Here is a 25,084-nt window from a genome sequence, read left to right as displayed (position 1 = left end):
GAAAACCCTCCAACTCCTCGCGGCGAGGGGCGAGGTTGACCCGAGTGCGCCGTCGTACGCCATTGACCGGTACAAGCTCCTCGACGTGACTGCCGGCACCACCGGCGGTTCGGGAGGCGACAACTAAGCCCGGCAGGTCTCTGCAAAAAGGAATCGGCGGTAGTGCTCCTTGAGCACTACCGCCGATTTATTTCTACGCTCCGAGCGAGCGCCGATCCACCACGAATCCTGTGGCCGCATTCTCCCTGACCGCATTGATGCCGGCCACAAGGGCCGCGATATCCGGGAACTTGGGCGACACCGCCACTACCGTTCCATCATCGGCCTTCAACCGGAAACGGAATGATTGCTCCCCAGCTGCCAAAATTTCGAAAATGCCAGACATAAAACCTCTTTCCACCGCGGATGCGTCATTGCATCCCCTTCGATGACCACTGACTCTCGTGAAGTCCATAAGAGAATATCGGCCACGGAAGCCTGCCAGAAGGCCTACCCACGGGTAATATTCAACCTTTTTCGGTAGACCTATATCGGAAAGCAAGGTGAGCCTAGAGACCTCGCGAAGGCACATGGATAAGGTGAACCCCATGAACGATTCCAGCCCCGCGCATACCGTCGGTGTGCTGTTGGCCGGCGGTGCAGGGACCCGCCTGGGCCTCGGCCCGAAGGCGCTGCTGCCTTACCGCGGCCGGACCTTGGTGGAGGTAATCGCCAAGACGTTGCTTGACGGCGGATGCAGCGAGGTAGTCGTGGTGCTCGGTGCTGGAGCCGGCGATGTCCGCCGCGCGGCGGACCTGGGAGGGTATCTCGTGGTGGACAACCCGGAGTGGGCTTCCGGCATGGCCAGCTCGTTCCGTACCGGTGTTGCGGCGGCGACACATGGCCACAACGTCATGGTGGCCCTGGTGGACCAACCCGGGGTGACTCCCGCCGTCGTCGCCAGGCTCCTGGCAGCCCACCAGGCTGGCCGGGTGACGGCAGCGGGATACGCCGAAGCCCCCTTTGAGGGCGGCCACACGACAAAGCTAAGGCGCGGCCACCCCTTGATCATCGACGCCGGCCTCCGCGCCGAGGTGGCCGAGTCCGCCGTCGGCGACGCCGGGGCACGCCGTTTCCTCAAGGCGCACGCCGGACTGGTGGAGCTCGTCGACTGCAGCGATCTGACCGACGGAGCCGACGTGGACACGAAGGACAAGCTGCACCTCCTCGGCGACTAGCTCCCCAACTGACTCGCAGTAGATGCCGTTATGAGGCCCCAAAACGACATCAAATGCGAGTCAGTTGGGTGGGGGTGGAGGCGTCGGCGTCCTTCAGCGCCAGGTAGATCTTGTCCCGGGCGATGGGGAGCGCCGCGAACCTCACCCCGGTAGCGTTCCGGATGGCGTTGGCCAGCGCAGGCGCCACGGGGTTGAACGGGCTCTCGCTCATCGACTTCGCGCCGAGCGGCCCCATCTGGTCATTCGTTTTCGCGAAGTACACCTCGCTGCGCGGCACGTCCGCGAAGGAAGGGATGTGGTACTGCCGCAGGATGTCGGTAGTGACCTTGCCTGCGTCGTTCACGCGGACTTCCTCATACAGCGCGACACCCAGCGCCTGGGCGATTCCGCCTTCCACCTGGCCGCGGCATTGCCGTGGATTGACCACGACTCCGGCATCGGCGGCCTGGACGCTCTGCAGGATCCTCAGCTCCCCCGTGCCTGTATTCACGGCAACGCGGAATCCGTGGACGTTGAACGCGACCGAACGCGGAGTCCCTCCCCAACGCCCTTCGGCTGCGGCTTCAACGCCCTGCTGCCGCGCGGCGTCGTACACCTCGGTGAAGGGAACCACCCGCGAACCGCAGCGCACGGCGCCGTCCTCGAGCACGCAGTCCGCCTCCGGCACACCGGCGACCTCGGCCGCCACCGCCCGGATCCGGAGCGCGAGCTCCTGCGCCGCGAGCAAGGTCGCTTGCCCGGCCACCACGGTTCCTGCGGAGCCGAACGCGCCGGTATCGTGCTCCACGAGGTCCGTATCGGACTGGCGAACAGCCACGTTCGACGCCGTCGTGGACAGGGCGGTTGCCGCCAGTTGAGCGTGGACCGTGGTGGTGCCGTTGCCGAACTCGGCGGTCCCGACGGCGGCGTCGAACGTCCCGTCCGGCAGGAGCGTGAGGCGCGTGTGGGCGAAGTGCCCTCGAGGCGGAACGGTGTCGATCATGGACAGCGCGGAACCGACGCCCGTGACCCACCCCGGGCCGAAGTTGTCGAGGCCGGCATCCCGGTAGCGTTTCTCGCCCCTCTCGAGGGCATCCCGCACCAGAGCCACGCACTGGTCCAGTCCGTAACTCCCGTAGACGACGTCCTCCTCCGGTTCCGGGTGCGTGGACAGCATGTGGTCCCCAGGCCGGACCATGTTCTTGAGCCGGAAGTCCAAGGGGTCCATGCCGATTCCCACGGCGAGTTCATCCATGGCGGACTCAATCGCGAAGATCATCTGGCTCAACCCGTAACCACGGAAGGCACCGGCCGGGACCGTGTTGGTGTACACGGCCTGGGCATCCACCTTCTTGTTGTCGCAGTTGTAGACGGCCAAGGACTCGCCGCAACCGTGGAACATCACTCCGGGCGCGTGGTTTCCGTACGCACCGGTGTTGGTGACCACGTCCACCTGCATCGCGGTCAAGTGGCCGTCCCGGGCCGCCCCCGCCTTGACCTTGATGGTGAAGGGGTGGCGAGTGGTGGTGGCGGTGAACTGTTCGGTCCGGGTGAACTCCACTTGGACGGGCCGGCGCAGCTTGAGCGCCGCCATGGCCACGAGGTCCTCGGTGAGCACTTCCTGCTTGCCGCCGAACCCGCCGCCCACGCGGCCGGCCACCACGCGGATGCGGTCTTCGGGAAGATCGAACACGCGGGCAAGAGTGCGCCGGACCAGGAACGGGACCTGGCTGGAGGAACGCACCATGAGCCGGTCCTCCCCTGGGTTCTCTGAGGGCTCCACCCATGCGATGGAGCAGTGCGTTTCCATGGCGACGTGCTGCACCCGCTGGGTCTGGTACGTGTTCTCGTGGATGAAGTCGGCCGCCGCGAATCCGGCTTCGACGTTCCCCAGCTCGGAGTGGACCTCCGCCACGACGTTGTTCTGCGGGCGGGAAATCCGGGCCGTTTCTCCGTCCTTCTCCCCATGGATCGCGGGCGCACCGGGCAGCAACGCCTCCTGCGGCGAGAAGACAGCGTCCAGGAGTTCGTACTCCACTTTGATGGCCCGGGCCCCGGCTTCGGCTGCGCCCACCGATTCGGCGACGACGGCGGCAACCCGCTGGCCGATGAAGCGCACCACGTCGTCGAGGACGCGGGTGTCGTCGGGATCATCGGTGTAAAGCTCGTGCTGGGCCGTCGAGAACAACCGGTCCGGCGCGTCCTCATGCGTGAAGACCGCAACGACGCCGGGTAGCTGGAGGGCCGCCGTCGTGTCAATGGAAACGATCCGGGCATGCGCGTGCGGCGAGCGCAGCAGTTTGAGGTGCAGCAGACCCGGGAGCTGTTCTGCCGGGATGTCGAGGGTGTAGCGGGCGGTGCCGGTGACGACGGCGTGCCCCGCCGGGGCGGGTACGTTGTCGCCGAGCTGCCCGGAGCCCTTGGCGACTGCGCCGGAACCGGCTGGCGCGCCGGAGCGCGCCACGCCGCCGTCGGGCGCGTGACTGCCACAGACCGCGTCCGCGATCGAGCGGTAGCCTGTGCAGCGGCACAGGTTTCCCTTGAGGTTTCGCGGGAGGTTCGCCTTCTGTTCCTCGTCGAAGGTGGCGGCGGTCATCATCATGCCGGCCGTGCAGAAGCCGCACTGGAAGCCCTGGTTTTCCAGGAACTTTTCCTGGACCGAGTGCAGCTCGCCCTCGCTGGAGAGCCCCTCGATGGTGGTGACCGAGTGGCCTTCGGCGCGGACGGCCGGGTAGATGCAACTGTGCACGGGTTTACCGTCCACGTGGACGGTGCACGCGCCGCAGTCGCCGCCGTCGCACCCTTTCTTGACGCCGAAGTTGCCCTGTTCGCGGAGGAACGTCCGAAGGCACTGGCCCGGGCGGGGTGCGGCCTCGGCGGCTGTTCCGTTGATCTCGATTGCCATGCTCAGGCCTCCTTCTGCTGCTCGGTGCTGAATTCAGGTTGCGTGGACGGTTGCGGCGACGTGGCATGCGGCGGCCAGAAATCGCCCGATACGGTGGGCGGTCCGTCTGGAACCGGATCGAGCAACTCGGAGCGGATCTCCTCGGCCAGGCGAAGGGTCATGTCGCGGCGCCATTCCGGGAGCCCGTGGATGTCGTCGTGGTACAGCTCCGCAGGGATTGAATGCCCGACGGCGGCGGCCAGCCGCTCGGCGTCGGGCAACTCCGCTGCGGCGAACCGCAGTTGCCCGGGCCGTTTGGTCGCGGCGGTGACGCTGAGGACCAGGCCGCCGTCGGCGTCGAGCCTTCCGATCAGCAGCACCCCGGATCGCCCGAGGTTGCTCAGCGAGAGTCGGCGGAAGGCCACCCTCCCCGCCAAGGCCGACGCCGGCAGGTGGATGCTGCGCAGGAGCTCGCCGGGTGCCAGGCAGTTTTTCCCGTCCCCGGTGACGAACTCGGCCACCGGAACAGTTCGGCTGCTGCCGTGGCGTCCGAGGATGGTGGCCTTGGCATCCAGGCCGGCGCACAGCGAAATCATCGGCCCGGCCGGGAGCGAAGTGCACACGTTGCCGCCAACGGTGGACATGTTCCACACCTTGAAGGACGCAACGAAAGAGTCGCAGCAAGGCCGGAAAAGATCCAGTCCCGGCCAGTTCCGGCCGGCCACGGCGTCGGACACGGGCACAGCGTAGAGCTCGGCGATGGTGCAGGTGGCGGCCAGCTCAATGCCGGCGTCGCTCACGGTGACGGCGGGCCAGCCTGCTTGCCCCAGATCGAGCAGCCGTTTGAGGGGTTCTTCGCTGCCCACCGGGCTGCCGTAGGAAAACAGGACCGTGCCGCCGGCAAGCCAGGCATCGCCGTCGCGCCACTGGCCTGGATCCGTGGTGGCAACCACAGACTCGATGGTGTTCATGTCCATGGGGTCACCTTGCTTTGTTCGAGGGTGTTGGTCTGATGGATCGGTCCCGTTCCGTCTTTGAGCGAACCCCGGGCGGAGGCCGGGTGCGGAGCGCGGGATGCGAGGATTTCGGCGGTAATGGAAACGGCCACTTCGGCGGGAGTGACCGCGCCCAGATCCAGTCCGATCGGCGAATGAAGGCGTTCGAGGGCCTCGGCCGGGACGCCGCAGTCCAGCAGTCCGTCGATCCGCTGGCGGTGGCTGCGCCTCGAACCCATGGCTCCCACATAGGCGAGATCCAAATCCAGGGCGGTTTCCAGCAGCGGAATGTCGAACTTGGGATCGTGGGTCAACACGCACACGACCGTGCGGGAATCGATCCGGTCCGCGGCTGCTTCCGCGGCAAGGTAGCGGTGCGGCCAGTCGGTGACCAGGCGGTCGGCGGCAAGGAATCGGCCCTGGCTCGAAAAGGCAGGCCGCGCATCGCACAAAGTGACGTCGTAACCCAGGAGTTTCCCGGCGGGGAGCAATGCAGCGCCGAAGTCGTTGGCGCCAAAGATCAACATCCGGGCTGCGGGCAAGCGGCTTTCCACGAAGAGGGTAAGGGGTTCGGCTTCCACCGCTGAGCCCGCGCAGCCCTCGGCCGGAGCGAGCCGCACCAAGCCCGCACGGCCTCCATGCAGGAGTGGTTCGAGCTGGACCGCGGCCGCGCGGATCACGGCGTCATCCCCGCCGAGAAGGGCCGAAAGTTCCCGTGAACCTGCGGCGGAAAAACCCGCCGGATCAGGAACGACGACGGCGCCTCCCGCCGCGTCGAGCCTGCGGATGAGTGCCAGGGAAGAGCCACCGGCGCTGTTCAGGAGTGCCAGGTCAAGCCCGGCGGCGCTGGTTGATTGGATTGGCTGGATGTGGACTTCCAACTCGCCACCGCAGGTGAGTCCGACGGCGAACGCGTCCTCGGCACTGTAGCCGAACCACTCGAGGCGGCTGCCGCCGTCGTGCATTGCTTGAAGGGCGGCCTCCACCACGGCGCCTTCCACGCAGCCTCCGGAGAGGCTGCCAAGCACGTCGCCGTATTCGGAAACCAGCATTGATGTGCCGAGGGGCCGGGGCACGGAGCCTCCCGCGGCCACGATGGTGGCGACGGCGCACCGTTGGCCGGATACAGCGGGCCGCCAGGTGCCCAGCGAGGGCATCAAATCCAGCATGGCAACACCTCCATAACCGAGGTCCCGGACCGGAAACCCGCCCGGGGCAGTGTGCGATCTTGCCTCATATTCTCATTCCTTGCGTCGGTACAGGAGAGCTTCGGGTAAACAGGCACCCCGTTGCGTGAAGAGGACCGGGGCGGGCCTCTCATTTCCCGCCCCGGTCCTTGGCGGAGCGGCCGCATCTCGCCGCCGCCCGCCGTCGTCGTCCGCGTTGTGCGGGTGGTGACGATCGGCGGACGCCTATTCATTGCGGTGACTTGCGGCCGGACCGCCGTCTCAATGGCCGGCTACCCTCCTGGCCGGCTACCCTCCCATGAGCGTGCTGATCGGGCCGCGGGCGAAGTAGATCAAGAAGCCCACGGTCACTACCCACATGAGCGGATGGACTTTCTTGCCCTTCCCTGCTGCCGAATGGATCACGGCCCAGGAGATGAATCCGACGCCGATGCCGTTGGCGATGGAGTACGTCAGCGGCATGGTGACGATGGTGAGGAAGGCGGGCAGGGCCACGGAGAACTTGGAGAACTTGATCTCGCGGATCTGCGCCATCATCATGGCACCCACGACTACCAACGCCGCGGCTGCGACCTCGAGCGGAACCACGCTCGTGAGCGGGGTCAGGAACATCGAGCCCAGGAACAGCAGCCCGGTGACTACCGACGCCAGGCCGGTACGGGCTCCTTCGCCAATGCCGGCCGCGGAGTCGATGTACACGGTGTTGGACGAGCCCGACGTCGCGCCGCCGGCTACCGCGCCCAGGCCTTCGACGATGAAGGCCGACTTGAGCTTGGGGAACGTCCCGTCCTTGTAGGCCACCCCGGCGCTCTTGGCGAGGCCGGTCATGGTACCCATGGCGTCGAAGAAGTTGGTGAACACCAGGGTGAACACCAGCATCGTGGCCGCCAGGCCGCCGATCCTCGAGAACGAACCGAAGAGGTCGAAGTGGCCCACCAGGCTGAAGTCCGGGGCGGAAACCAACTGGCCGGACAGTACCGGGGTGTTGAGGTGCCAGCCACCGGGATTGGCGGCGCTGCCAGGCCCGATGTGCATGACGGCCTCGACGACGGCGGCGAGGACCGTGGTGGCGACGATTCCGATCAGGAGGCCGCCTTGGATCTTGCGGGCCACGAGGATTCCCATGACCAGCAGACCGACAATGAAAACAAGGGTTGGTATTGAGGTGATGGAACCATCGGTGCCGAGCTGGACCGGCGGCCCGCCTTTCGTGGGGCGGACGAAGCCGGAATCGACGAAGCCGATGAAGGCGATGAACAGGCCGATGCCAACTGTGATGGCGGCCTTGAGTTCCTTGGGCACAGCCTTGAAGATCGCGGTCCGGGCACCTGTGACACCGAACAGGACAATCAGGATGCCGTTGATGACCACCAGGCCCATGGCTTCCGGCCAGGTTACTTCGTGGATGACGGCTACGGCGAGGAACGAGTTGATTCCCAGGCCCGCGGCGAGCCCGAACGGCAGGTTCGCGATCAGGCCGAAGAGGACCGTCATGACGCCGGCGGTCAGGCCGGTGACTGCCCCGACCTGCGCCGCGGACAACCATCCGCCGGCCACGTCCGTGGGTGCGTTCTGGGCGGAGAATCCCCCCAGGATCAGTGGGTTGAGGATAACGATGTAGGCCATCGTGAAGAACGTGACGATGCCGCCGCGGAATTCGCGGGCCAGCGTGGAGCCACGCTTGGTGATCTGGAAGAAACGATCCAGGAAGGAGTTCGACGCCGGGGGCTTGGGGCTGCTGCCCCGCCGTGCCAGTCCGGTTGCCGTGTGCTTTTCGCGTGCCTCTGTCTGCCCTGCGCCGGAAGGCGCAGCCTGCTTTTCAGTTGCCGTTCGCATTTCTGCGGGGTCCAGGATTGTCATTTTCAGCCACCGGCCCTAGTAGTCAATCCTGGAGTCAAGCGTGTTCCAGGTGTTGAACGGTTCCAGGATGGCCGGCGCCTGGGGGTCGCCCAGTTCCAGTTTGGCGACCGGCATGAGGGTATTCCGGTCGTCGTTCTCGAAGTATTCGTAGAAGACGGCGTCGTCGAAGCCGACGGACGCGGCGTCGTGCCGGTCCGCTGCGAAAACCACATTGCCGATGCGGGCCCAAAGAGCCGAGGCCAGGCACATGGGGCACGGCTCGCAGCTCGTGTAGAGAGTGGCTCCGCTGAGATCGAAGGTGCCGAGCTCGCGGCAGGCGTTGCGGATCGCGGTGACCTCGGCGTGCGCCGTGGGGTCGTTGGTAGCGGTGACCCTGTTGACGCCTTCGAAGGCGCGGCCATCCGCAGTGACAATGACGGCGCCGAACGGCCCGCCGCTGTTGAGGACATTGGCTGTTGCCAGCTCAATGGAAGTGGCCAAGAAATGTTCGGCCGTGACGGTGGTACTCATGTGCGACTTCCTTAGTGCTGAGGAAGCCTGTAACCAGGGGGCATCTGAACATGACAGACCAGTGCTGCGATTACCAGGCTTCAGCATGTGCTTTTGAAGGTTTCGCCTGGTAGATAGCTTCCCGGAGTCCGGGTGCCCGCCTTTGGCAAATTGAGATTAGCACCGGAGTTGTGAGCCGCGCCATAGTTTCTGGAAAAAAAGTTTCAACATGTGAAATTCCAGCTTGGTGGCGGGCAGGTGGCTGGGCGAGCGCCGGGCTTGGGCGCCGGTCACATTGACGCACTTCGGGGAGCCACCTACGCTGGGTGCCACCGGCAGGATTGACCTCCGGAACCTGGATCAGCAGACAGGAACCACTGAGCTGGAACGCAACTACGCCGACCAGACAAGGATCCCCGTGTCCCCGACATCCGTTTTCCAGCCAACCACTCCCGCAACAGACCCGGCCTCTTCCCGGCTCTGGATCAAGAATCCCCTCGCAGTGTTCACCGCCAACGGCCTCGACGCCCGCGGCGGCATCGTGGTCAGCGATGGGAAAATCGCCGAGCTCGTCCCCGCAGGCAAGAGTCCATCCGCGCCGTGCCATGAAACGTTCGACGCCGGCAGCCACGTCCTGCTGCCCGGGCTCATCAACACGCACCACCACTTCTACCAAACCCTCACGAGGGCCTGGGGCCCGGTGGCCAACGCTCCCCTGTTCCCCTGGCTGCAGAACCTGTATCCCGTGTGGGCGCGGTTGACGCCGGACAGCCTCGAACTTGCCGTGAAAGTCGCGCTCGCCGAACTCCTGCTGTCCGGCTGCACCACGGCAGCCGACCACCACTACCTCTTCCCCGCGGGACTCGAGGACGCAATCGACGTCGAGGTCGGCGTCGTACGCGGACTCGGGATGCGCGCCACCCTCACCCGCGGGTCCATGACGCTGGGCGAGGACGACGGCGGACTGCCGCCGCGGTCCACCGTCCAGCGTCCTGAGGTGATCCTCGCCGACAGCGAACGGCTCATCGGGAAGTACCACGAACGCGGAGACGGGGCGGTCATCCAGATCGCCTTGGCCCCCTGCTCGCCGTTCTCGGTGACTAGGGAGATCATGGCCGAGAGCGCCGCCATGGCCGAACGGCTGGATGTCCGGCTCCACACGCACCTCGCGGAAACCATCGACGAGGAAGATTTCTGCCGCGAGATGTTCGGACTGCGCACCGTGGACTATTTGGAGAGCGTCGGGTGGCTCGGAAAGCGCACCTGGCTTGGCCACGGCATCCATTTCGACGACGACGAGATCGCCCGGCTGGGTGCCGCGGGCACCGCCGTCGCGCATTGCCCGACGTCGAACATGCGGCTCGCGTCCGGCACCGCGCGGGTGCTGGAACTTGAGGCCGCCGGGGTTCCGGTGGGGCTGGGAGTGGACGGTTCGGCGTCGAACGATGCCTCCAACATGGTCCTCGAAGCGCGGCAAGCGTTGTACCTGCAGCGGCTGCGCTACGGCGCGGACGTCCCGGTGGAGCGGGCGCTCGGCTGGGCGACGCGGGGGTCCGCCGCAGTGTTGGGGCGCACGGACATCGGCCAGATTGCGCCCGGCATGCAGGCAGACCTTGCCATGTTCACGCTTGACGGGCTGCGCTTCTCCGGCAGCCACGATCCCATCGCGGCCTTGCTGCTCTGCGCCGCGGACCGCGCCGACCGTGTGATGGTGGGTGGAAAATGGCGCGTTGTGGACGGGCAGATTCCCGGCCTGGACATCCCGGAACTTATTGCCAAACACTCAGCCGCCGCACAGAAAATCATCAGGGCTTCGGAGTAGCCTCTCGATTAGGTCGTAGATCAGGAGGCACATCATGACCGTCCCCCAGCACAACACGCCGACTCCTCCAGGTTGGTACCCGGACCCCTCGGGCTCCGGGCAACTACGGTGGTGGGACGGCAACGCCTGGACCGGGAACGCGTGGAACCCACCGGCTCAGGCCGGCGCGGCTCAGGCCGGCGCAGGTCAGGCGGGCGCGGCTCAGGCGGGCGCAGGTCAGGCCGGCGCAGCGTGGCCCGGCGCAGGTCAGGCGGGCGCGGGTCAGCCCGGCGCAGCGTGGCCCGCGGCCGCGAGGTCCGGGCAATACGGCGGAACGGGGCAGTACGGGGGAACCGGGCAATACGGCGGAACCGGGCAATACATGGGACCTGTCCAGCCCGCGCCGCGCCCGGAAATCAGCAAACAGACCCCGGTCTACAATCCGTTCATCTGGCTTGTCACTCTGCTGCCTGTGATCACGCTGATCATCCTGCTGCTCTGGAACCCGGTCTTCCACGTGAGGTACGTCGGTGCCCGCCGCGTACCGACCCTCGATCCCAGCGCATTCAGCGTTCCATATTTCCTGCTCGTTATTTCAGCCTGGCTCATCTACGGAGTCAGCGTTCTCTTGTCCTACCTCGACTGGCAAAAGCTCCAAAGGGACGGGGTAGTCCGCCCCTTCCACTGGGCATGGGCCTTCCTGGGCGCCGGAGTCTACGTGGTAGGCCGTTCAGTGATCGTCCACAAGGTCGCCCCGCAGCGAGGGCTCGCACCGGTTTGGGCACTGATTGGCCTGACTGCACTGAGCTTGATCCTGGTGTCGGTCAAAGCGGGCTCGATCGTTTCCACCCTCGCCAAGGCCATGCAAATGTAGCTTCGCCGGACGGATTTTCCATCGCACGACGCAAAACGGCGGGCGGCACGACCCCTGAGGGGCCGTGCCGCCTGCCTTTTTTGGCTCTGTTGCGCAGAGTCCTTCATCCCCGGGGCAGGAGCCCTAGGAACGCTGGCGGCCGAATACCGGGAGGGCGCGCAGCCAGCGGGAGAACGTCCCGGGCATACGGTCACAATCGGCCGGAATGTAGAAGTCGGGATCCGTGGCGCCGAACGGCAGGTACAGTTCCTGGCCGGGCGCCGGGAAGTCCACGACGTTGTTCTTATCCTGCGAGTCCATCTGTCCTCCTGTTTCATGCGCTCAAGTTCTCCGTGGCGATGTGGCTCTTCTCAGTTGAACTTCCACATGCTGGAAAACAGTTTTTGTTATATGGAAATCGTAAGGGGGATTCCGGAACCGCGTCAAGGGGTGCCCAAGAGGCACGCCATCGCCGCCACCCGCCGTCGGTCACAATCGGAAAGTAGATAACGATTCTTCGGAAGTGATGTACACCACTGGCAAACGTGGGCTACGCTTTCTTCAATTCGTGGCGCAGGTCACGTAACCTGGGAGCAGCAGGCAGGGTCGTAATGAGCTGGCATCAACGGATGCCGGCTCTTTTTTTGTTGGGTCGGCTCCACCAGAAACGCGTATGAAACACGCGCTTAATTTCATTGGTGGACCTTAGTGGTTCCACCTCATAGAAGTTGGGATATGACCATGAGCAACAACATCGTCCTCGGCGACAACCAGTACGGCAAGGCAGAAGTCCGCGTCGTCAAAGTCACCCGCGACACCGACCGCCACCAGATCGAAGACCTCAACGTCACCTCGCAGTTGCGGGGCGACTTCCAGGCTGCGCACCTCCAGGGCGACAACGCACACGTCGTCGCCACGGACACCCAGAAGAACACCGTCTACGCCTTTGCCCGCGAGGGCATCGGCTCCCCTGAAGCCTTCCTCCTGCGCCTGAGCGAACACTTCACCTCAAGCTTCGAGTGGGTCACCGGCGGCCGTTGGGAAGCCGAGGCCTACACCTGGGACCGCATCCAGGCACACGGCTCCGAACACGACCACAGCTTTGTCCGCAAGGGGCAGGAAGTCCGCACCGCCGTCGTGGTCCGGGAAGGCAACACCACGCACGTCATCTCGGGCCTCAAGGACCTGACCGTCCTCAAGACCACGCAGTCCGGCTTCGTGGGCTACCCCCGCGACCGCTACACCACGCTGCCCGAGACCACGGACCGCATCCTGGCCACCGATGTCTCGGCCCGCTGGCGCTACAGCACCGGCCTTGACGTCGCCGGGACCGACTTCAACAAGAGCTACGAAGACATCAAGGCCCTGCTTCTGGAAGGCTTCACGGAGAACTACTCCCACGCTCTGCAGCAGACCCTGTTCGACATGGGCAAGAAGGTGCTCGAAGCCCATAGCGAAGTGGACGAGATCAAGTTCTCCATGCCCAACAAGCACCACTTCCTGGTGGACCTTAGCCCGTTCGGCCTCGACAACCCCAACGAGGTCTTCTTTGCCGCCGACCGCCCGTACGGCTTGATCGAAGCCACGGTCCAGCGCGACAACACCACACCTGCCCCGGCTGCGTGGAACGGCATCGCCGGCTTCTGCTAAGCCCCCAGGTACCCGCCCAACTGGCTCGCAGTAAGTGTCGTTTTGGACCCTCAAAACGACATCAAATGCGAGTCAGTTGGGCAGCCATACCCAAAACCACATTGTTAGCCAGACAAAGTTAGCCAGACAAAGACGTCTGCCATGAACCAAGAGAGTCTGCCATGAACACGAAGAAGAAATCCCGCCCCGCAGAGTCCGGGCCAGCCCGACCCGAGGACAAGCGCCTCTCGCTCGGAAGCACGTTCGCCTACGGCTTCCAGCACGTCTTGACCATGTACGGCGGCATCATCGCCCCGCCGCTCATCATCGGAGCCGCCGCAGGCATGTCCTCGCAGGACATCGGCCTCCTGATCGCGGCCTGCTTGTTTGTGGGTGGCCTCGCGACCATCCTGCAGACGGTCGGCATCCCGTTCTTCGGATCGCAACTGCCACTGGTCCAGGGCGTGTCCTTCGCCGGCGTCTCCACCATGGTGGCGATCGTCAACGGCGGGGGCGGGATCCAGGCGGTGTTCGGCTCTGTCATGGTGGCCTCCCTCATCGGCCTGCTGATCACACCCCTTTTCTCGAAGATCATCAAGTTCTTCCCACCGGTAGTCACGGGTACTGTCATCACCACCATCGGGCTGACGCTCATGCCCGTCGCGGCCAACTGGGCCATGGGCGGCAACAGCGCCGCACCCAACTACGGAAGCGTGGCGAACATCGGCCTCGCGGCGGCCACTATGGGCATCGTCCTGCTCCTGAGCAAGATCGGCAACGCGGCCATCTCCCGCCTGTCCATCCTCCTGGCCATGGTCATCGGAACAGTCATCGCCCTCGCTACGGGCATGGCCGATTTCTCCAAGATCGGCCAAGGTCCGGTGGTGGCTTTCCCCACGCCTTTCGCGTTCGGTGCACCCACCTTCGAGATCGCTTCCATCGTTTCGATGCTGATCGTCATCCTCGTCACCTTGACCGAAACCTCGGCTGACATCATCGCCGTCGGGGAAATCGTGGAAACCAAAGTCGATTCACGCCGTATCGGCAACGGCCTCCGGGCGGACATGCTCTCCAGCGCCATCTCGCCGATCTTCAATTCCTTCACCCAGAGCGCCTTCGCCCAGAACGTCGGCCTTGTAGCCATCACCGGCATCAAGAGCCGCTTCGTGGTCAGCGCCGGCGGGTTCATCCTGGTGATCCTCGGCCTGCTGCCCGTCCTCGGGCGAGTTGTCGCAGCGGTTCCCACGCCGGTCCTGGGCGGCGCCGGCGTCGTACTCTTTGGAACCGTGGCCGCCAGCGGCATCCGGACGCTCTCCAAGGTGGAGTACCGCAACAACATGAACCTGATCATCGTGGCGGCGTCCATCGGCTTTGGCATGATCCCGATCGCGGCCCCGAAGTTCTACGACCAGTTCCCGGCGTGGTTCTCCACGATCTTCCACTCGGGCATCAGCTCGGCCGCGCTCATGGCCATCCTGCTGAACGTGCTCTTCAACCACCTCAAGGCCGGCAACTCGGACAACCAATCCGTGTTCGTGGCAGGAACGGGCCGCGTGGTCAGCGAAGCGGACATTGCATGCCTCGCGCACGGCGACCGTTTCGAGAACGGCAAACTGATCGACGCCGAAGGCAAGGAAGTGCCGCTCAAGTCGGACAGCCCCGCCGAGCACTGACGGCCCTCCTCCGACGCCCGCTCACGTATATGGACTGTTTTTGAGACCCTCGCTCACATGAAGAACTGCTCCCCGGAAGTTGGACTGAGAATTTCAGTTCCGATTTCCGGGGAGCAGTTGTGTTGATGCAACTTGTTCAACGAGCGTAGGTGAGCGAGCGTCCGCCCGAACCCCCACATAGGTGAGCGAGCGAGCGTCCGGGACGGGTTAGTTCTGGTTCAGCTCGGCCGAGATTGCCAGGGCTGCCTCGCGCAGGAGCGGCACGGCGCGGTCGGCAAAGTGCTGGTCCACGCGGGACACCGGTCCGGACACGGAAATGGCGGTAGGCGTCGGAGCGTTGGGGACGGCCATCGCGAAGCAACGGACGCCGATCTCCTGCTCTTCTTCGTCGATCGAGTAGCCTCGTTCGCGGATCCGGTCGAGATCGGCGAGCAGGGAGTCGATGTCCCCGATGCTCTTGGCCGTGGGGGTCGGCATTCCCGTGCGGGCCACGATCCCGCGGACCACCTCGTCGTCGAGCTGGGCCAGGATAGCCTTCCCGACGCCGGTGTCGTGCGTGTGTGCGCGGCGGCCCACCTCGGTGAACATGCGCATCGAGTGCAACGACGGAACCTGGGCCACGTAAATGACCATGTCGGAATCCAGCACGGCCATGTTGGACGTTTCGCCGAGCCGGTCCACGAGGGACTTCAGCTGGGGGCGGGCCAAGGCTCCGAGTTGCTTGTTGGCGCCTTCGCCAAGCCGGATGAGGCGGGGGCCCAGCGCGTAACGACGATTGGGCAGCTGCCGGATGTAGCCGAGGGACACCAAGGTGCGCAGCAGGCGGTGGATGGTGGGGAGCGGCAGGTCCGTCGACGACGACAGTTCGCTCAACGTGACGTCTCCGCCGGCGTCGGTGATGAGTTCCAGCAGTTCGAAGACGCGCTCGACGGACTGCACGCCTCCCGAGGGCTTTTCAGCCATTCCGTTGTCTCCTATGGCTCGGAATCCGACAACTCTTATCCGCATCGTGAAAAGAATTGCTTAGAACACTCAAGATACAGCACGCGACGCCGGAATGCTCGCTCACCAAGCGGGGCTTGTGTTTCCACTTTGTAGATAATAATATCCATAATACGAAAACATTCAGTTTGAGCGGAGGCCCGTCACGGGCCTTGTACGAGGAGGAAATTCAATGGCGAACCCGAGCCCCGGAAATTCGATCACCCTGCGCGTCGCCGCGCCGTCGAGCTTCACTGCTACGAGCGAGCTGGCCGCAGCCGTCGGCGCTGCCGGCGCAGCCGTCACCGCACTGGATGTGACCGAGTCGCACCACGACACCCTGGTTGTCGACGTCACCTGCAACACCACGGACGAAGACCACGCCAACCGCGTCAAGGACGCCCTCAACGCGCTCGACGGCGTCACGGTCCAGCACGTCTCGGACCGCACTTTCCTCATGCACCTGGGCGGCAAGCTCGAGGTCGTCCCGAAGGTGGCCCTGCGCAACCGCGACGACCTTTCGCGCGCCTACACCCCCGGCGTCGCACGCGTTTGCCTCGCCATCGCCGAGGACCCGGCCGCTGCACGCAACCTGACGGTCAAGCGCAACACGATCGCCGTCCTCACCGACGGTTCGGCCGTCCTTGGCCTGGGCAACATCGGCCCTGCCGCGGCGCTGCCTGTCATGGAGGGCAAGGCCGCACTGTTCAAGCAGTTCGCCAACGTCGATGCCTGGCCGGTCTGCCTGGACACCCAGGACACTGAAGAAATCATCATGATCGCCAAGGCCATGGCCCCCGTCTACGGGGGTATCAACCTTGAAGACATCGCAGCCCCGCGCTGCTTCGAAATCGAGAAGCGGCTCCGCGACGAGCTGGACATCCCCGTCTTCCACGACGACCAGCACGGAACCGCGATTGTCACCCTCGCGGCCCTCGTCAACGCATTGCGCGTCGTCGACAAGAAGCTGTCCGAGGTCAAGATTGTGGTTTCCGGCGTCGGTGCTGCCGGCTCGGCGATCATCCAGCTCCTCAAGGCCCAGGGCGCGCAGCACATCGTCGCCGCAGGCCGCTCCGGCGCCATCCACTCAGGCGAAAAGTACGACGACGAGCACCGTTCCTGGATTGCGGCGAACACCAACGAGGCCGGCTTCTCCGGCACGCTGCACGAAGCCCTCAAGGGTGCCGACGTGTTCATCGGCGTCAGCGCACCGCACGTTATCGGCGAAGAGCAGGTCGCCTCGATGGCCGAGGACGCAATCGTGTTCGCCATGGCCAACCCGACCCCGGAAATCGACCCGGTGATCGCGTCCAAGCACGCAGCCGTGGTCGCCACAGGCCGGAGCGACTTCCCCAACCAGATCAACAACGTGCTGGCCTTCCCGGGCTTCTTCCGCGGACTGCTCGACGCCGGAGCATCGGACATCATCCCGGAAATGCTCGTGGCCGCCGCAGAGGCTATCGCCAACCGGGTCGCAGATGATGAACTGAATGCGAGCTACATTATCCCCAGCGTCTTCGACCCCCACGTTGCAGCCGACGTCGCCGCAGCCGTAGCCAATGCAGCCAACGCGGCAAACGCGCGGCAGCAGCAAACGCAGGCCACCAGCGCTCTCTAGGAAAGGACCATCCCATGGCTCTCACAGTCACAGACCCCCGGCCGATCGAACGAGCCGAGGAGATCCTGACTCCCAAGGCGCTGGCCTTCGTGGAGGAACTGCACCGCCGTTTCGCGGGCACCCGCACCGAACTCCTCGCGGCCCGCGTCGCCAAGCGCGAAGAAGTGGCCCGTACCGGCCGCCTCGACTTCCTGCCCGAAACGCAGGACATCCGCGACGGCGACTGGAAGGTCGCCGAAGCACCCAAGGCATTGCAGGACCGCCGGGTCGAGATGACCGGCCCGGCCTCCCCTGCCAAGATGGCCATCAACGCCCTGAACTCCGGCGCCAAGGTATGGCTCGCCGACCTCGAAGACGCCAGCACGCCGACGTGGGCGAACGTCATCGATGCCATCCTGAACCTCCGCGACGCCGCCCAGGGCACCCTGAGCTACACCTCCCCGGAGGGCAAGGAATACCGGCTCCGCACGGACGCGCCGCTCGCCGTCGTCGTCGCCCGCCCCCGCGGCTGGCACATGGACGAACGGCACCTGCTGCTCGACGGCGAACCCACCGTGGGTGCGCTGGTGGACTTCGGCCTGCACTTCTTCCACGTGGCCAAGCAGCTCCTGCTCAACGGCCACGGCCCGTACTACTACCTGCCCAAGATGGAAAGCCACCTCGAGGCCAGGCTGTGGAACGACGTCTTCGTCTTCGCCCAGGACTACCTCGGCATCCCGCAGGGCAGCGTCCGCGCCACGATGCTGATCGAAACCATCCCGGCCGCCTTCGAAATGGACGAGTTCCTCTACGAACTGCGGGACCACGCGTCCGGCCTGAACGCCGGCCGTTGGGACTACCTTTTCAGCATCGTGAAGTACTTCCGCGACGCCGGCGAGTCCTTCATCCTGCCGGACCGTGCGTCCGTGGTCATGACGGCCCCGTTCATGCGCGCCTACACGGAACTGCTGGTCAAGACCTGCCACAAGCGCGGCGCTTTCGCCATGGGCGGCATGGCTGCCGTCATCCCGAACCGCCGCGAGCCCGAGGTTACTGCCCAGGCGTTCGAGAAGGTCCGCGCGGACAAGACCCGCGAGGCCAACGACGGCTTCGATGGTTCCTGGGTGGCCCACCCGGACCTCGTCTCCACGTGCCGCGAAGTGTTCGACTCGGTGCTGGGCGAGAAGCCGAACCAGCTGGACAAGCAGCGACCCGAGGTTTCCGTGACCGCCGAGCAACTGCTGGACATTTCCTCCGCCGGTGGCCACGTGACCGAGGCGGGGCTTCGCTTGAACCTCTATGTCGCCGTCGCGTACACCGCCGTGTGGCTCTCCGGCAGCGGCGCCGTTGCCATCCACAACCTCATGGAAGACGCCGCCACCGCGGAAATCTCCCGGTCCCAGGTGTGGCAGCAGATCCGCAACAAGTCCGTCCTGGCTGACACCGGCAACACGGTCACCCGCGAACTGGTGACCAAGATCCTGGGCGAAGAGACCGACCGCCTGCGCAGCGAGGTCGACGCCGAGACCTTCGGGAAGTTCTACGAGCCGGCCAGCCGCCTGATCGCGGACATCTGCCTGTCCGAGGACTACACGGACTTCCTCACCACTCCCGCCTACGAGCTGGTGTAGGAATGGCCGCATCCTCCTTCTCGGCGGCCGATCTCGCCGCGATAGACTCCCAGCTGGCCGCGACCGACCAGCTGCTGGAACGCAACTACCCTGGCGACGACGGCACCCGCCAGCCCGTGCACACCGTGTACGTCCCGGCGGACCGTTTCACGCCGTCGCTCTCCGCAGAATGGGGCGCTCAGGCGATCACGACGGCGGAGGCCCACGGCGGTCTCGAAAGGCTCGGCACGCTTCTGGGCCAGGAGCCTGAACTGGCTGCCGCCGTCGCCACCCGTGTGGCTGCCAAGTTGCGCAGCGAACCGATCGAGGACTTGCGCCTCGACTTCGAGGACGGCTACGGCGACCGCGGTGACGAAGCGGAAGACGTCGCGGCCGTAGCGGCGGCCCAGGCTGTCAGCGAAGCCGTTTCCGCGGGTTCCGCCCCGCCGTTCATCGGCATCCGCTTCAAATGCTTCGAGGCCCCCACCCGGGCACGTGGCCTGAAGACCCTTGACCTGTTCGTCTCCACGCTGGCCTCCGCCGGGGAACTGCCCGAGGGTCTTATCCTGACACTGCCGAAGGTCACCACAGTGGCCCAGGTACAGGCGATGGACTTCGCAGTGTCCCGGTTGGAAGAGATCCACTCCCTTCCGGCGGGCCGGCTCCGTTTCGAAGTCCAGGTGGAAACGCCGCAGCTGATCCTCGGCCCGGAGGGGACCTCCCCCGTTGCCCGGCTTCCGCACGCAGTTCCGGGCCGTATCAGCGCATTGCATTACGGCACCTACGACTACTCCGCTTCGCTGCAGATTTCCGCGGAGTACCAGTCCATGGAGCACCCGGTGGCCGATTTCGCCAAGGAAGTCATGCAGCTGGCCGTCGCGGGAACGGGCATCCGGCTCTCCGACGGCTCCACCAACATCATCCCTGTGGGGGACAACGTGGAAAACGCGTGGAAGCTGCACGGTCGTTTGGTCCGCCGCTCCCTTGAACGCGGCTATTACCAGGGCTGGGACCTGCACGCTGCCCAGTTGCCGAGTCGCTTCGCGGCAACGTACGCCTTCTACCGCGAGGGCCTGCCTGCCGCCGCGGCCCGCCTCCGCAACTACGTGGAGCGTACCGAAGGCGGCGTCATGGACGAACCCGCCACCGCCCGCGCCCTGGCCGCCTTCGTCCTGCGCGGCGTCCAATGCGGAGCGGTGGGTTCCGAAGAAGTGCTGGCGCTTGCCGGCGTCGAACTCCCCCGGCTGACTGCACTGGCGCATCCGCGGCTCGCACACACCACCTCCAAGTAAGGATCCAATGATGGGAAAGTACTACTACCCCCAGGGCGGGCTGCCGCCGCAGACCCACCTCACCACGGAACGGGCCATCGTCACCGAGGCCTACACCGTGATCCCCAAGGGTGTCATGACGGACATCGTGACCAGCACCCTGCCGGGCTTCTCCAACACCCGTTCCTGGATCCTGGCCCGCCCCATTTCCGGATTCGCCACCACGTTCTCTCAGTTGATCGTTGAGATCGGCCCGGGAGGCGGCGCTCCCAAGGCCGAGTTCGAGGCCGGCGTCGAAGGCGTCGTCTTCGTCACCAAGGGCAAGGTCAACCTGACTCTCGACGGCGAACTGCACGAGCTCGAGGAGGGCGGTTATGCCTACCTCGCCGCCGGTGCCTCCTGGGGCCTGGAAAACGTCTCCGACGACATCGTCTCCTTCCAATGGATCCGCAAGGCCTACGAACGGCTTGAGGGTTACGAGGCAAAGTCCTTCGTAACGAGTGATGCCGAGGTGGAACCCACCGCGATGCCGGACACCGATGGCGCCTGGAAGACCACCCGCTTCACGGATTCCAGCGACCTGGCCCACGACATGCAGGTGAACATTGTGACGTTCCAGCCGGGCGGGGTCATCCCGTTCCCGGAGACCCACGTCATGGAGCACGGCCTCTACGTGCTTGAGGGCAAAGCCATGTACCTGCTCAACAATGACTGGGTGGAAGTGGAAGCCGGCGACTTCATGTGGCTCCGCGCCTTCTGCCCGCAGGCCTGCTACGCCGGCGGTCCGGGCCAGTTCCGTTATTTGCTGTACAAGGACATGAACCGGCAGATCAAACTGACCTAGGACTCGTCCTTCCGGCTTCCCCAACTGGCTCGCAGTTAATGTCGTTATGAGCGCTCATAACGACAACTACTGCGAGTCAGTTGGGTTTGGGGGGCACCTGCGTTCTCGGCGTTGACCCCCTCGCTTGGGAAGAGGACGATCGAAGCTAGGGGGCAAGGGCGCCCAGCCGTTGCCCTGCAGCGTTGCTTCAGGAGGCAGCCATGGAGGCTGCGCGGGCCTCTCGGACTTCCCGGACGTCGCGGCGAGCGCGGGTCGCCGCGGTCCTGGCTTTGAGCTTGGTGTCCGGAGCTTGCACCTACCCCCTGACAAGCGAACCCCCGGCGGACACTTCGCTATCCGATTCGCAGGCGGCACTTCCTGAGTCCCCTGTTGCGGATTTCTTCGCGCATGAAATGCTCAACCGGGGTGCGCCGGCCGTCGTCGTCCAGATCAAAGTCCGGGGTCGGGAATGGTCCCAGGCCTATGGAAGCCAAGACGTCGAAACCGGCGAACCCGTTGCCGTAACCGACCGGATCCAGGCCGGCGGCATCACTCAGTCGATGGTGGCGGTCTCGGTGCTCAAGCTGGTCCAGGAAGGAAAGCTTGGCCTTGAGGACCCCGTCACGGAATACTTCCCGGAATTCGAGCAGCTCGACCATCCGCCTGGCCCCGTCACCATCCGCTCCCTTCTGAACCACAGTTCCGGCCTGCCCGATGCGCCGGAAGCCATCTTGAAGGCCATGCCGCCCAAACAGGCCATCGACACGAGGTTCAGCATCCAGGACTATCTCCGGATGGCCGGGACGGTTCCGTGGGCGCACGCAAACTTCCAGCTCTTCCGTTACTCGGATGCCAACTACTTCGTCCTCGCCGCGATCCTGCAAAAGCTCCGCGGCCGACCACTCGGCGATGTCCTGAATTCGGACATCTTCGCGCCGCTGGGAATGAGCCACACCTCGCTGGCAGCCGAGCCGGATCGCGATGCCCGCGACATGATCCAGAGCTACGAATTCATCGACGGCGAGCGCATCAACGCCTCGCAGCCGGAGTATCTCATCGCTTCCCCCGCCGAGGGGGTCATCTCGACGGTGGGCGACATCAACACGTTCTATGCAGCGCTCATGCAAGGCCGCCTCCTGACGGCGGACACCCTCCGCGACATGCAAACCATGTGGCAGGAGGACCACGGACTCGGGTTGCAGCGTTGGAATGACGAATGCACCAACGGTTTCTACTACGGCTATGGGGGCAGCACCTGGTTTGCGAGCATCGCGTTGTCCACGAGCGACGGGAGCCGCCAGATAGCGATGAGCTTCGCCTATCCCTCCGACACGGAAAAGCACCTTGAGTCGACAGACGGGAGCGGCCAGCCGGAGTTCGAACAGCTCCGGGAGGTGGGCATCGCGGCGATGAACGGACTCTGCTGATTCACTCCGATGCCGGCGCCCCTGACCATGCAATTCCCCTCCTGCTAGGGTCTGACCATGGATGAGAATCTGGGGAAATTCATCGAGGACTTCGCAACACTGACCCGATTGGCCCAGTCTGGATTGGACCAGTCCGACGCCGAGCAGCTGCTGCAGGCGCTGACCGGGCATCTCGGCGTGCCCGCACATGAACTATCCGTGGTGGCGGAGGAGATCCCGCCGCACCGGTTGGTGGATGTGGACATCGTCATGGAAAGGCTTGCCGGCCGGGATCCGGACTATCGGCTGGTAGGCATCGGCGGTGGCGATCAACGCCACCATATGTCCTTCAGCGATATGCTCCAGCAGTCCCGCAGCTATCCGCGCTTTCCCATCGCCCAGCCGGATTACACCAACCTGGCCACGGGGCCGGATTCCCAGCGCCAGGCCGTGGCGCTGGGACTGTGGCTTTTCAACTATGGCGGCTCGCCCGTGGCAGTCCTCCAGCGCGAGGCCAAGATGGAACGACACCGGCAGACTGTCTCGCTCGAAGTCCTGGCCACCCGCCCTGCCGTCGCATCCGGGCTTCTGGCGGAGGTGCGTCGCGACATGGAACGCCAGAGTGTTTTCAAAGGCCAGATCGTCGCCCTCGCAGTCAGCGATTACGGGCCGAACATCAGCGGGGTGACCTTCATCAGGCGCCCGGAGCTGGCCAGCAGCGACGTGGTCCTTCCGGCCGGCCTCCTCGACAAAGTGGAGGGCCACACCCTGGGCATTGCCCGGCAATCGGCCATCCTGGCTGCGCACGGACAGCATCTCAAGCGCGGCCTCCTCCTCTACGGGCCGCCGGGCACCGGCAAAACACACACGGTCCGGTACCTGCTCAGCCAAAGCGAGGGTACGACGGCGGTACTCCTCTCCGGCGGTTCGCTCGCCAGGATTGCCGAGGCAGCCAAGATGGCCCGGGCCTTGGCGCCGTCCATCGTGGTGCTGGAGGACTGCGATCTGATCGCCGAGGACCGCAGCTTCGGCCACGGACCCAGACCTTTTCTTTTCGAAGTGCTCGACGCCATGGACGGGTTGGACAACGACGCTGACGTCGCGTTCGTGTTGACCACCAATCGCGTGGAACTTTTGGAACGGGCACTCTCCCAGCGGCCTGGACGAGTGGACCTGGCGGTTGAAATACCCCTTCCGTCCAAGCACGAACGGGTGGAGCTATTGAAGCTGTATTCGAGCGGACTCCGGTTCTCCCCTTCGGCGATCGAAGGTGCCGCTGCCCACACAGCCGGCACTACGGCGTCGTTCGCCAAGGAACTGATCCGACGCTCGGTGGTAGCGGCCGCGACGGCAGGCCAGGCTCCCGGCGATTCGCACCTGGGCGACGCGGTGGGCCAGCTCATGGCCGATGGCGAGGCCCTCACACGGAGCCTGCTCGGAAGCGACGACCGTGGGCCCCTCGCAAAGGAGTAGCCGCCGCCCAAGCTCAGTACGCCAAGGGCGCGCTCAGCCGGGGTTGCCCTCCTGTTCGGGCTCTTGGTCCGCGGGCGTCCACGTGAGCTTGACCGTGGCTCCGCCGTTGTTCTCGTCGATCCTCAGGCGCAGTTCCTCGCCGTAGAGGAACTCGTGTTCAAAATGCCGTCCGTCAATCCGAGCCGCATCCAGGAGCTTCGTCATCGCCGTTGCCATCGCCCGGCCCCAGTCATGCGGATTCTTGCTGGACGCGTCTTCAAGGGCTGAATAGCTGACCATAGATCAATTGTTCTCCGGCGCACGAAGTTCTGCCAGCGTCAATCTTGGCGCAGGTCCGTGACTGTGGAGACGGGTCAGTTGACAGGATCCGCAGGCAAGCGAAGTCCCGCCGCGGCCATGTCTGCCGCCAGGACACCAGCGAGCTTGGCATGCCCGGCAGCATTCAGGTGCACGCCGTCCACCAGGTCCCCGGCGACCTGATATTTGGTGATCCAATCGCCCACGCTGAAGAAGGTCGCTCCGGCCTTTGCCGCGATGGTGCCCAGTAGCGCGTCAACCTGCGTACGGCGGCCACCGCCGGCGTTGGTACCCCTTGCCAGGGTTCCGATCATCGCAATCTTCGCCAGCGGATACCTCTTCCTGAGGGCTGCAATGAGCCTGTTGGCATTGCTCGTGATCTGCTCATCGCTCACTTTGCGGGAAGCATCGTTGCCGCCGCCTTGGAGGACGATCAGGGGTGGCGTCCCATACGGCAGTACCCAGTCTCCGCGTTGCAGCGCATCGATATAGTTGCCGGTGGTGCTCGTGGCGGCCACGAAACCCGTTCCGCCGCGACCGACTGTGTACACCTTGTAGCCAATGGCGCCCAAGGCTGCCCGCGGCCAGGATCCTTCAGGCTGGGACTGTGAGTCGCCAATCAGGACGGCCGTGTGCCGGACGTCCGCGAGGATGATCTCGTTCCGGTTGTCGCCGGGATTCTTGTACAAGGACCCCACGGGAAGCTTTGACGGGTCCTGCCCCGAATCAACCTTCCTGGGACCTTGGCCCGCTGCCGCCGGACTCCCCGAGGGGGCAATCGGTGCCGCTGTTTGCCTGCCGCCGGATGAGTCGGACGGTACGGTGGCCGCTTGCGAACAGCCCGCCAAGAGCACTCCGGCGGCGATCACGGACGCAGAGAAGCGGAATATGCGAGATTTGTGCATCGTCCTGTACCGGGCTTGCTTTCTGTTCGGTTTAGCGGTGGTGAAGCACCATTCCATTACTCATAGGCGGGTGACGGTGCGAGCCGCCGGCCTGCCTACGTCGGAGTCTATTGGATCGGGACCGGGAAGGTCACCGCGACGTCGGAATTAACCT

At 65.0% G+C, this 25,084-nt stretch carries 21 protein-coding genes; 11 read left to right on the top strand and 10 right to left on the bottom strand.

Annotated elements, in window-relative coordinates; genetic code table 11:
- Positions 1-193 precede the first annotated feature (193 nt).
- Complete coding sequence (locus KNN17_RS18150) at positions 194-385, bottom strand: YegP family protein (protein WP_059389468.1); 192 nt, start codon at positions 383-385, stop codon at positions 194-196.
- A gap of 202 nt (positions 386-587) precedes the next feature.
- Here KNN17_RS18150 and nboR point away from each other — a divergent pair, with 202 nt between their 5' ends.
- On the top strand, positions 588-1,217 hold the full coding sequence (gene nboR, locus KNN17_RS18145; protein ID WP_241710309.1) for a nicotine blue oxidoreductase: 630 nt from the start codon (positions 588-590) through the stop codon (positions 1,215-1,217).
- A 49-nt stretch (positions 1,218-1,266) separates the two neighbouring features.
- On the opposite strand, the gene KNN17_RS18140 is transcribed toward nboR, so the two are convergent.
- The 5 genes from KNN17_RS18140 to KNN17_RS18120 form a co-directional block, all read right to left on the bottom strand.
- Positions 1,267-4,101 carry a molybdopterin-dependent oxidoreductase gene (locus KNN17_RS18140; protein WP_241710308.1) on the bottom strand — a complete coding sequence of 945 codons (2,835 nt, stop codon included), beginning with the start codon at positions 4,099-4,101 and terminating at the stop codon, positions 1,267-1,269.
- Positions 4,102-4,103: 2 nt separating this feature from the next.
- On the bottom strand, positions 4,104-5,057 hold the full coding sequence (locus KNN17_RS18135; protein ID WP_241710307.1) for an FAD binding domain-containing protein: 954 nt from the start codon (positions 5,055-5,057) through the stop codon (positions 4,104-4,106).
- On the bottom strand, positions 5,048-6,244 hold the full coding sequence (locus KNN17_RS18130) for an XdhC family protein (protein WP_241710306.1): 1,197 nt from the start codon (positions 6,242-6,244) through the stop codon (positions 5,048-5,050). The genes KNN17_RS18135 and KNN17_RS18130 overlap by 10 nt, the downstream gene beginning before the upstream one ends.
- Positions 6,245-6,550: 306 nt before the next feature.
- Entirely contained in the window at positions 6,551-8,122 is a 1,572-nt protein-coding gene (locus tag KNN17_RS18125) for an NCS2 family permease (RefSeq protein ID WP_241710305.1), read from the bottom strand.
- Between the two features lie 15 nt (positions 8,123-8,137).
- Positions 8,138-8,632 (bottom strand): nucleoside deaminase, encoded by a 495-nt coding sequence (locus KNN17_RS18120; RefSeq protein WP_241710304.1) that lies wholly within the window; start codon positions 8,630-8,632, stop codon positions 8,138-8,140.
- A gap of 397 nt (positions 8,633-9,029) precedes the next feature.
- On the opposite strand from KNN17_RS18120, the gene KNN17_RS18115 reads away from it, so the two are divergent.
- Both KNN17_RS18115 and KNN17_RS18110 read left to right on the top strand, forming a co-directional pair.
- Positions 9,030-10,433, top strand: coding sequence for an 8-oxoguanine deaminase (locus tag KNN17_RS18115; RefSeq protein WP_241710303.1), 1,404 nt, complete (start codon positions 9,030-9,032; stop codon positions 10,431-10,433).
- 34 nt (positions 10,434-10,467) lie between these two features.
- On the top strand, positions 10,468-11,286 hold the full coding sequence (locus KNN17_RS18110; RefSeq protein ID WP_241710302.1) for a DUF2510 domain-containing protein: 819 nt from the start codon (positions 10,468-10,470) through the stop codon (positions 11,284-11,286).
- A gap of 123 nt (positions 11,287-11,409) precedes the next feature.
- On the opposite strand, the gene KNN17_RS18105 is transcribed toward KNN17_RS18110, so the two are convergent.
- Positions 11,410-11,586: a hypothetical protein gene (locus KNN17_RS18105; RefSeq protein ID WP_171983492.1), complete on the bottom strand. Its 177-nt coding sequence runs from the start codon at positions 11,584-11,586 to the stop codon at positions 11,410-11,412.
- Between the two features lie 414 nt (positions 11,587-12,000).
- Here KNN17_RS18105 and pucL point away from each other — a divergent pair, with 414 nt between their 5' ends.
- Both pucL and KNN17_RS18095 read left to right on the top strand, forming a co-directional pair.
- Positions 12,001-12,915 carry a factor-independent urate hydroxylase gene (gene pucL / locus KNN17_RS18100; RefSeq protein WP_241710301.1) on the top strand — a complete coding sequence of 305 codons (915 nt, stop codon included), beginning with the start codon at positions 12,001-12,003 and terminating at the stop codon, positions 12,913-12,915.
- Positions 12,916-13,076: 161 nt separating this feature from the next.
- Positions 13,077-14,567 (top strand): nucleobase:cation symporter-2 family protein, encoded by a 1,491-nt coding sequence (locus KNN17_RS18095; protein ID WP_078107589.1) that lies wholly within the window; start codon positions 13,077-13,079, stop codon positions 14,565-14,567.
- A 207-nt stretch (positions 14,568-14,774) separates the two neighbouring features.
- On the opposite strand, the gene KNN17_RS18090 is transcribed toward KNN17_RS18095, so the two are convergent.
- The gene (locus KNN17_RS18090; protein ID WP_078107586.1) at positions 14,775-15,530 is read right to left on the bottom strand and encodes an IclR family transcriptional regulator; all 756 of its coding nucleotides are present in this window, start codon (positions 15,528-15,530) and stop codon (positions 14,775-14,777) included.
- Positions 15,531-15,741: 211 nt separating this feature from the next.
- On the opposite strand from KNN17_RS18090, the gene KNN17_RS18085 reads away from it, so the two are divergent.
- From KNN17_RS18085 to KNN17_RS18060, 6 genes are all read left to right on the top strand, one after another.
- Positions 15,742-17,166, top strand: coding sequence for an NAD-dependent malic enzyme (locus tag KNN17_RS18085; RefSeq protein WP_078107585.1), 1,425 nt, complete (start codon positions 15,742-15,744; stop codon positions 17,164-17,166).
- Between the two features lie 14 nt (positions 17,167-17,180).
- Positions 17,181-18,776 (top strand): malate synthase A, encoded by a 1,596-nt coding sequence (gene aceB, locus KNN17_RS18080; RefSeq protein WP_241710300.1) that lies wholly within the window; start codon positions 17,181-17,183, stop codon positions 18,774-18,776.
- A gap of 2 nt (positions 18,777-18,778) precedes the next feature.
- Positions 18,779-20,047: a DUF6986 family protein gene (locus KNN17_RS18075; protein WP_078107583.1), complete on the top strand. Its 1,269-nt coding sequence runs from the start codon at positions 18,779-18,781 to the stop codon at positions 20,045-20,047.
- A 10-nt stretch (positions 20,048-20,057) separates the two neighbouring features.
- On the top strand, positions 20,058-20,870 hold the full coding sequence (locus tag KNN17_RS18070) for a bifunctional allantoicase/(S)-ureidoglycine aminohydrolase (protein WP_078107582.1): 813 nt from the start codon (positions 20,058-20,060) through the stop codon (positions 20,868-20,870).
- A 200-nt stretch (positions 20,871-21,070) separates the two neighbouring features.
- Complete coding sequence (locus KNN17_RS18065) at positions 21,071-22,276, top strand: serine hydrolase domain-containing protein (RefSeq protein ID WP_241710299.1); 1,206 nt, start codon at positions 21,071-21,073, stop codon at positions 22,274-22,276.
- Between the two features lie 57 nt (positions 22,277-22,333).
- Positions 22,334-23,728, top strand: a complete 1,395-nt coding sequence (locus tag KNN17_RS18060) for an AAA family ATPase (RefSeq protein WP_241710298.1) — start codon at positions 22,334-22,336, stop codon at positions 23,726-23,728.
- A 33-nt stretch (positions 23,729-23,761) separates the two neighbouring features.
- Here the strand turns inward: KNN17_RS18060 and KNN17_RS18055 are convergent, their stop codons facing one another.
- Both KNN17_RS18055 and KNN17_RS18050 read right to left on the bottom strand, forming a co-directional pair.
- Positions 23,762-24,007, bottom strand: coding sequence for a hypothetical protein (locus KNN17_RS18055; RefSeq protein WP_241710297.1), 246 nt, complete (start codon positions 24,005-24,007; stop codon positions 23,762-23,764).
- A gap of 74 nt (positions 24,008-24,081) precedes the next feature.
- Positions 24,082-24,714, bottom strand: coding sequence for an SGNH/GDSL hydrolase family protein (locus KNN17_RS18050; protein ID WP_241710296.1), 633 nt, complete (start codon positions 24,712-24,714; stop codon positions 24,082-24,084).
- Positions 24,715-25,084: the final 370 nt, after the last annotated feature.

This window comes from Arthrobacter bambusae, from assembly GCF_022606295.1.
Taxonomy (GTDB): Bacteria; Actinomycetota; Actinomycetes; order Actinomycetales; family Micrococcaceae; genus Arthrobacter; species Arthrobacter bambusae_A.
This window is presented reverse-complemented; position numbering and strand designations above follow the sequence as displayed.

Excerpts from the sequence above, each read along its gene's own strand:
- nboR (WP_241710309.1), top strand. The coding sequence starts at position 588 with ATGAACGATTCCAGCCCCGCGCATACCGTCGGTGTGCTGTTGGCCGGC.
- KNN17_RS18135 (WP_241710307.1), bottom strand. The coding sequence starts at position 5,057 with ATGGACATGAACACCATCGAGTCTGTGGTTGCCACCACGGATCCAGGC.
- KNN17_RS18150 (WP_059389468.1), bottom strand. The coding sequence starts at position 385 with ATGTCTGGCATTTTCGAAATTTTGGCAGCTGGGGAGCAATCATTCCGT.
- KNN17_RS18105 (WP_171983492.1), bottom strand. The coding sequence starts at position 11,586 with ATGGACTCGCAGGATAAGAACAACGTCGTGGACTTCCCGGCGCCCGGC.
- KNN17_RS18055 (WP_241710297.1), bottom strand. The coding sequence starts at position 24,007 with ATGGTCAGCTATTCAGCCCTTGAAGACGCGTCCAGCAAGAATCCGCAT.
- KNN17_RS18110 (WP_241710302.1), top strand. The coding sequence starts at position 10,468 with ATGACCGTCCCCCAGCACAACACGCCGACTCCTCCAGGTTGGTACCCG.
- KNN17_RS18140 (WP_241710308.1), bottom strand. The coding sequence starts at position 4,101 with ATGGCAATCGAGATCAACGGAACAGCCGCCGAGGCCGCACCCCGCCCG.
- KNN17_RS18090 (WP_078107586.1), bottom strand. The coding sequence starts at position 15,530 with ATGGCTGAAAAGCCCTCGGGAGGCGTGCAGTCCGTCGAGCGCGTCTTC.
- KNN17_RS18070 (WP_078107582.1), top strand. The coding sequence starts at position 20,058 with ATGGGAAAGTACTACTACCCCCAGGGCGGGCTGCCGCCGCAGACCCAC.
- pucL (WP_241710301.1), top strand. The coding sequence starts at position 12,001 with ATGACCATGAGCAACAACATCGTCCTCGGCGACAACCAGTACGGCAAG.
- KNN17_RS18125 (WP_241710305.1), bottom strand. The coding sequence starts at position 8,122 with ATGACAATCCTGGACCCCGCAGAAATGCGAACGGCAACTGAAAAGCAG.
- KNN17_RS18095 (WP_078107589.1), top strand. The coding sequence starts at position 13,077 with ATGAACACGAAGAAGAAATCCCGCCCCGCAGAGTCCGGGCCAGCCCGA.
- aceB (WP_241710300.1), top strand. The coding sequence starts at position 17,181 with ATGGCTCTCACAGTCACAGACCCCCGGCCGATCGAACGAGCCGAGGAG.
- KNN17_RS18085 (WP_078107585.1), top strand. The coding sequence starts at position 15,742 with ATGGCGAACCCGAGCCCCGGAAATTCGATCACCCTGCGCGTCGCCGCG.
- KNN17_RS18065 (WP_241710299.1), top strand. The coding sequence starts at position 21,071 with ATGGAGGCTGCGCGGGCCTCTCGGACTTCCCGGACGTCGCGGCGAGCG.
- KNN17_RS18130 (WP_241710306.1), bottom strand. The coding sequence starts at position 6,244 with ATGCTGGATTTGATGCCCTCGCTGGGCACCTGGCGGCCCGCTGTATCC.
- KNN17_RS18075 (WP_078107583.1), top strand. The coding sequence starts at position 18,779 with ATGGCCGCATCCTCCTTCTCGGCGGCCGATCTCGCCGCGATAGACTCC.
- KNN17_RS18060 (WP_241710298.1), top strand. The coding sequence starts at position 22,334 with ATGGATGAGAATCTGGGGAAATTCATCGAGGACTTCGCAACACTGACC.
- KNN17_RS18120 (WP_241710304.1), bottom strand. The coding sequence starts at position 8,632 with ATGAGTACCACCGTCACGGCCGAACATTTCTTGGCCACTTCCATTGAG.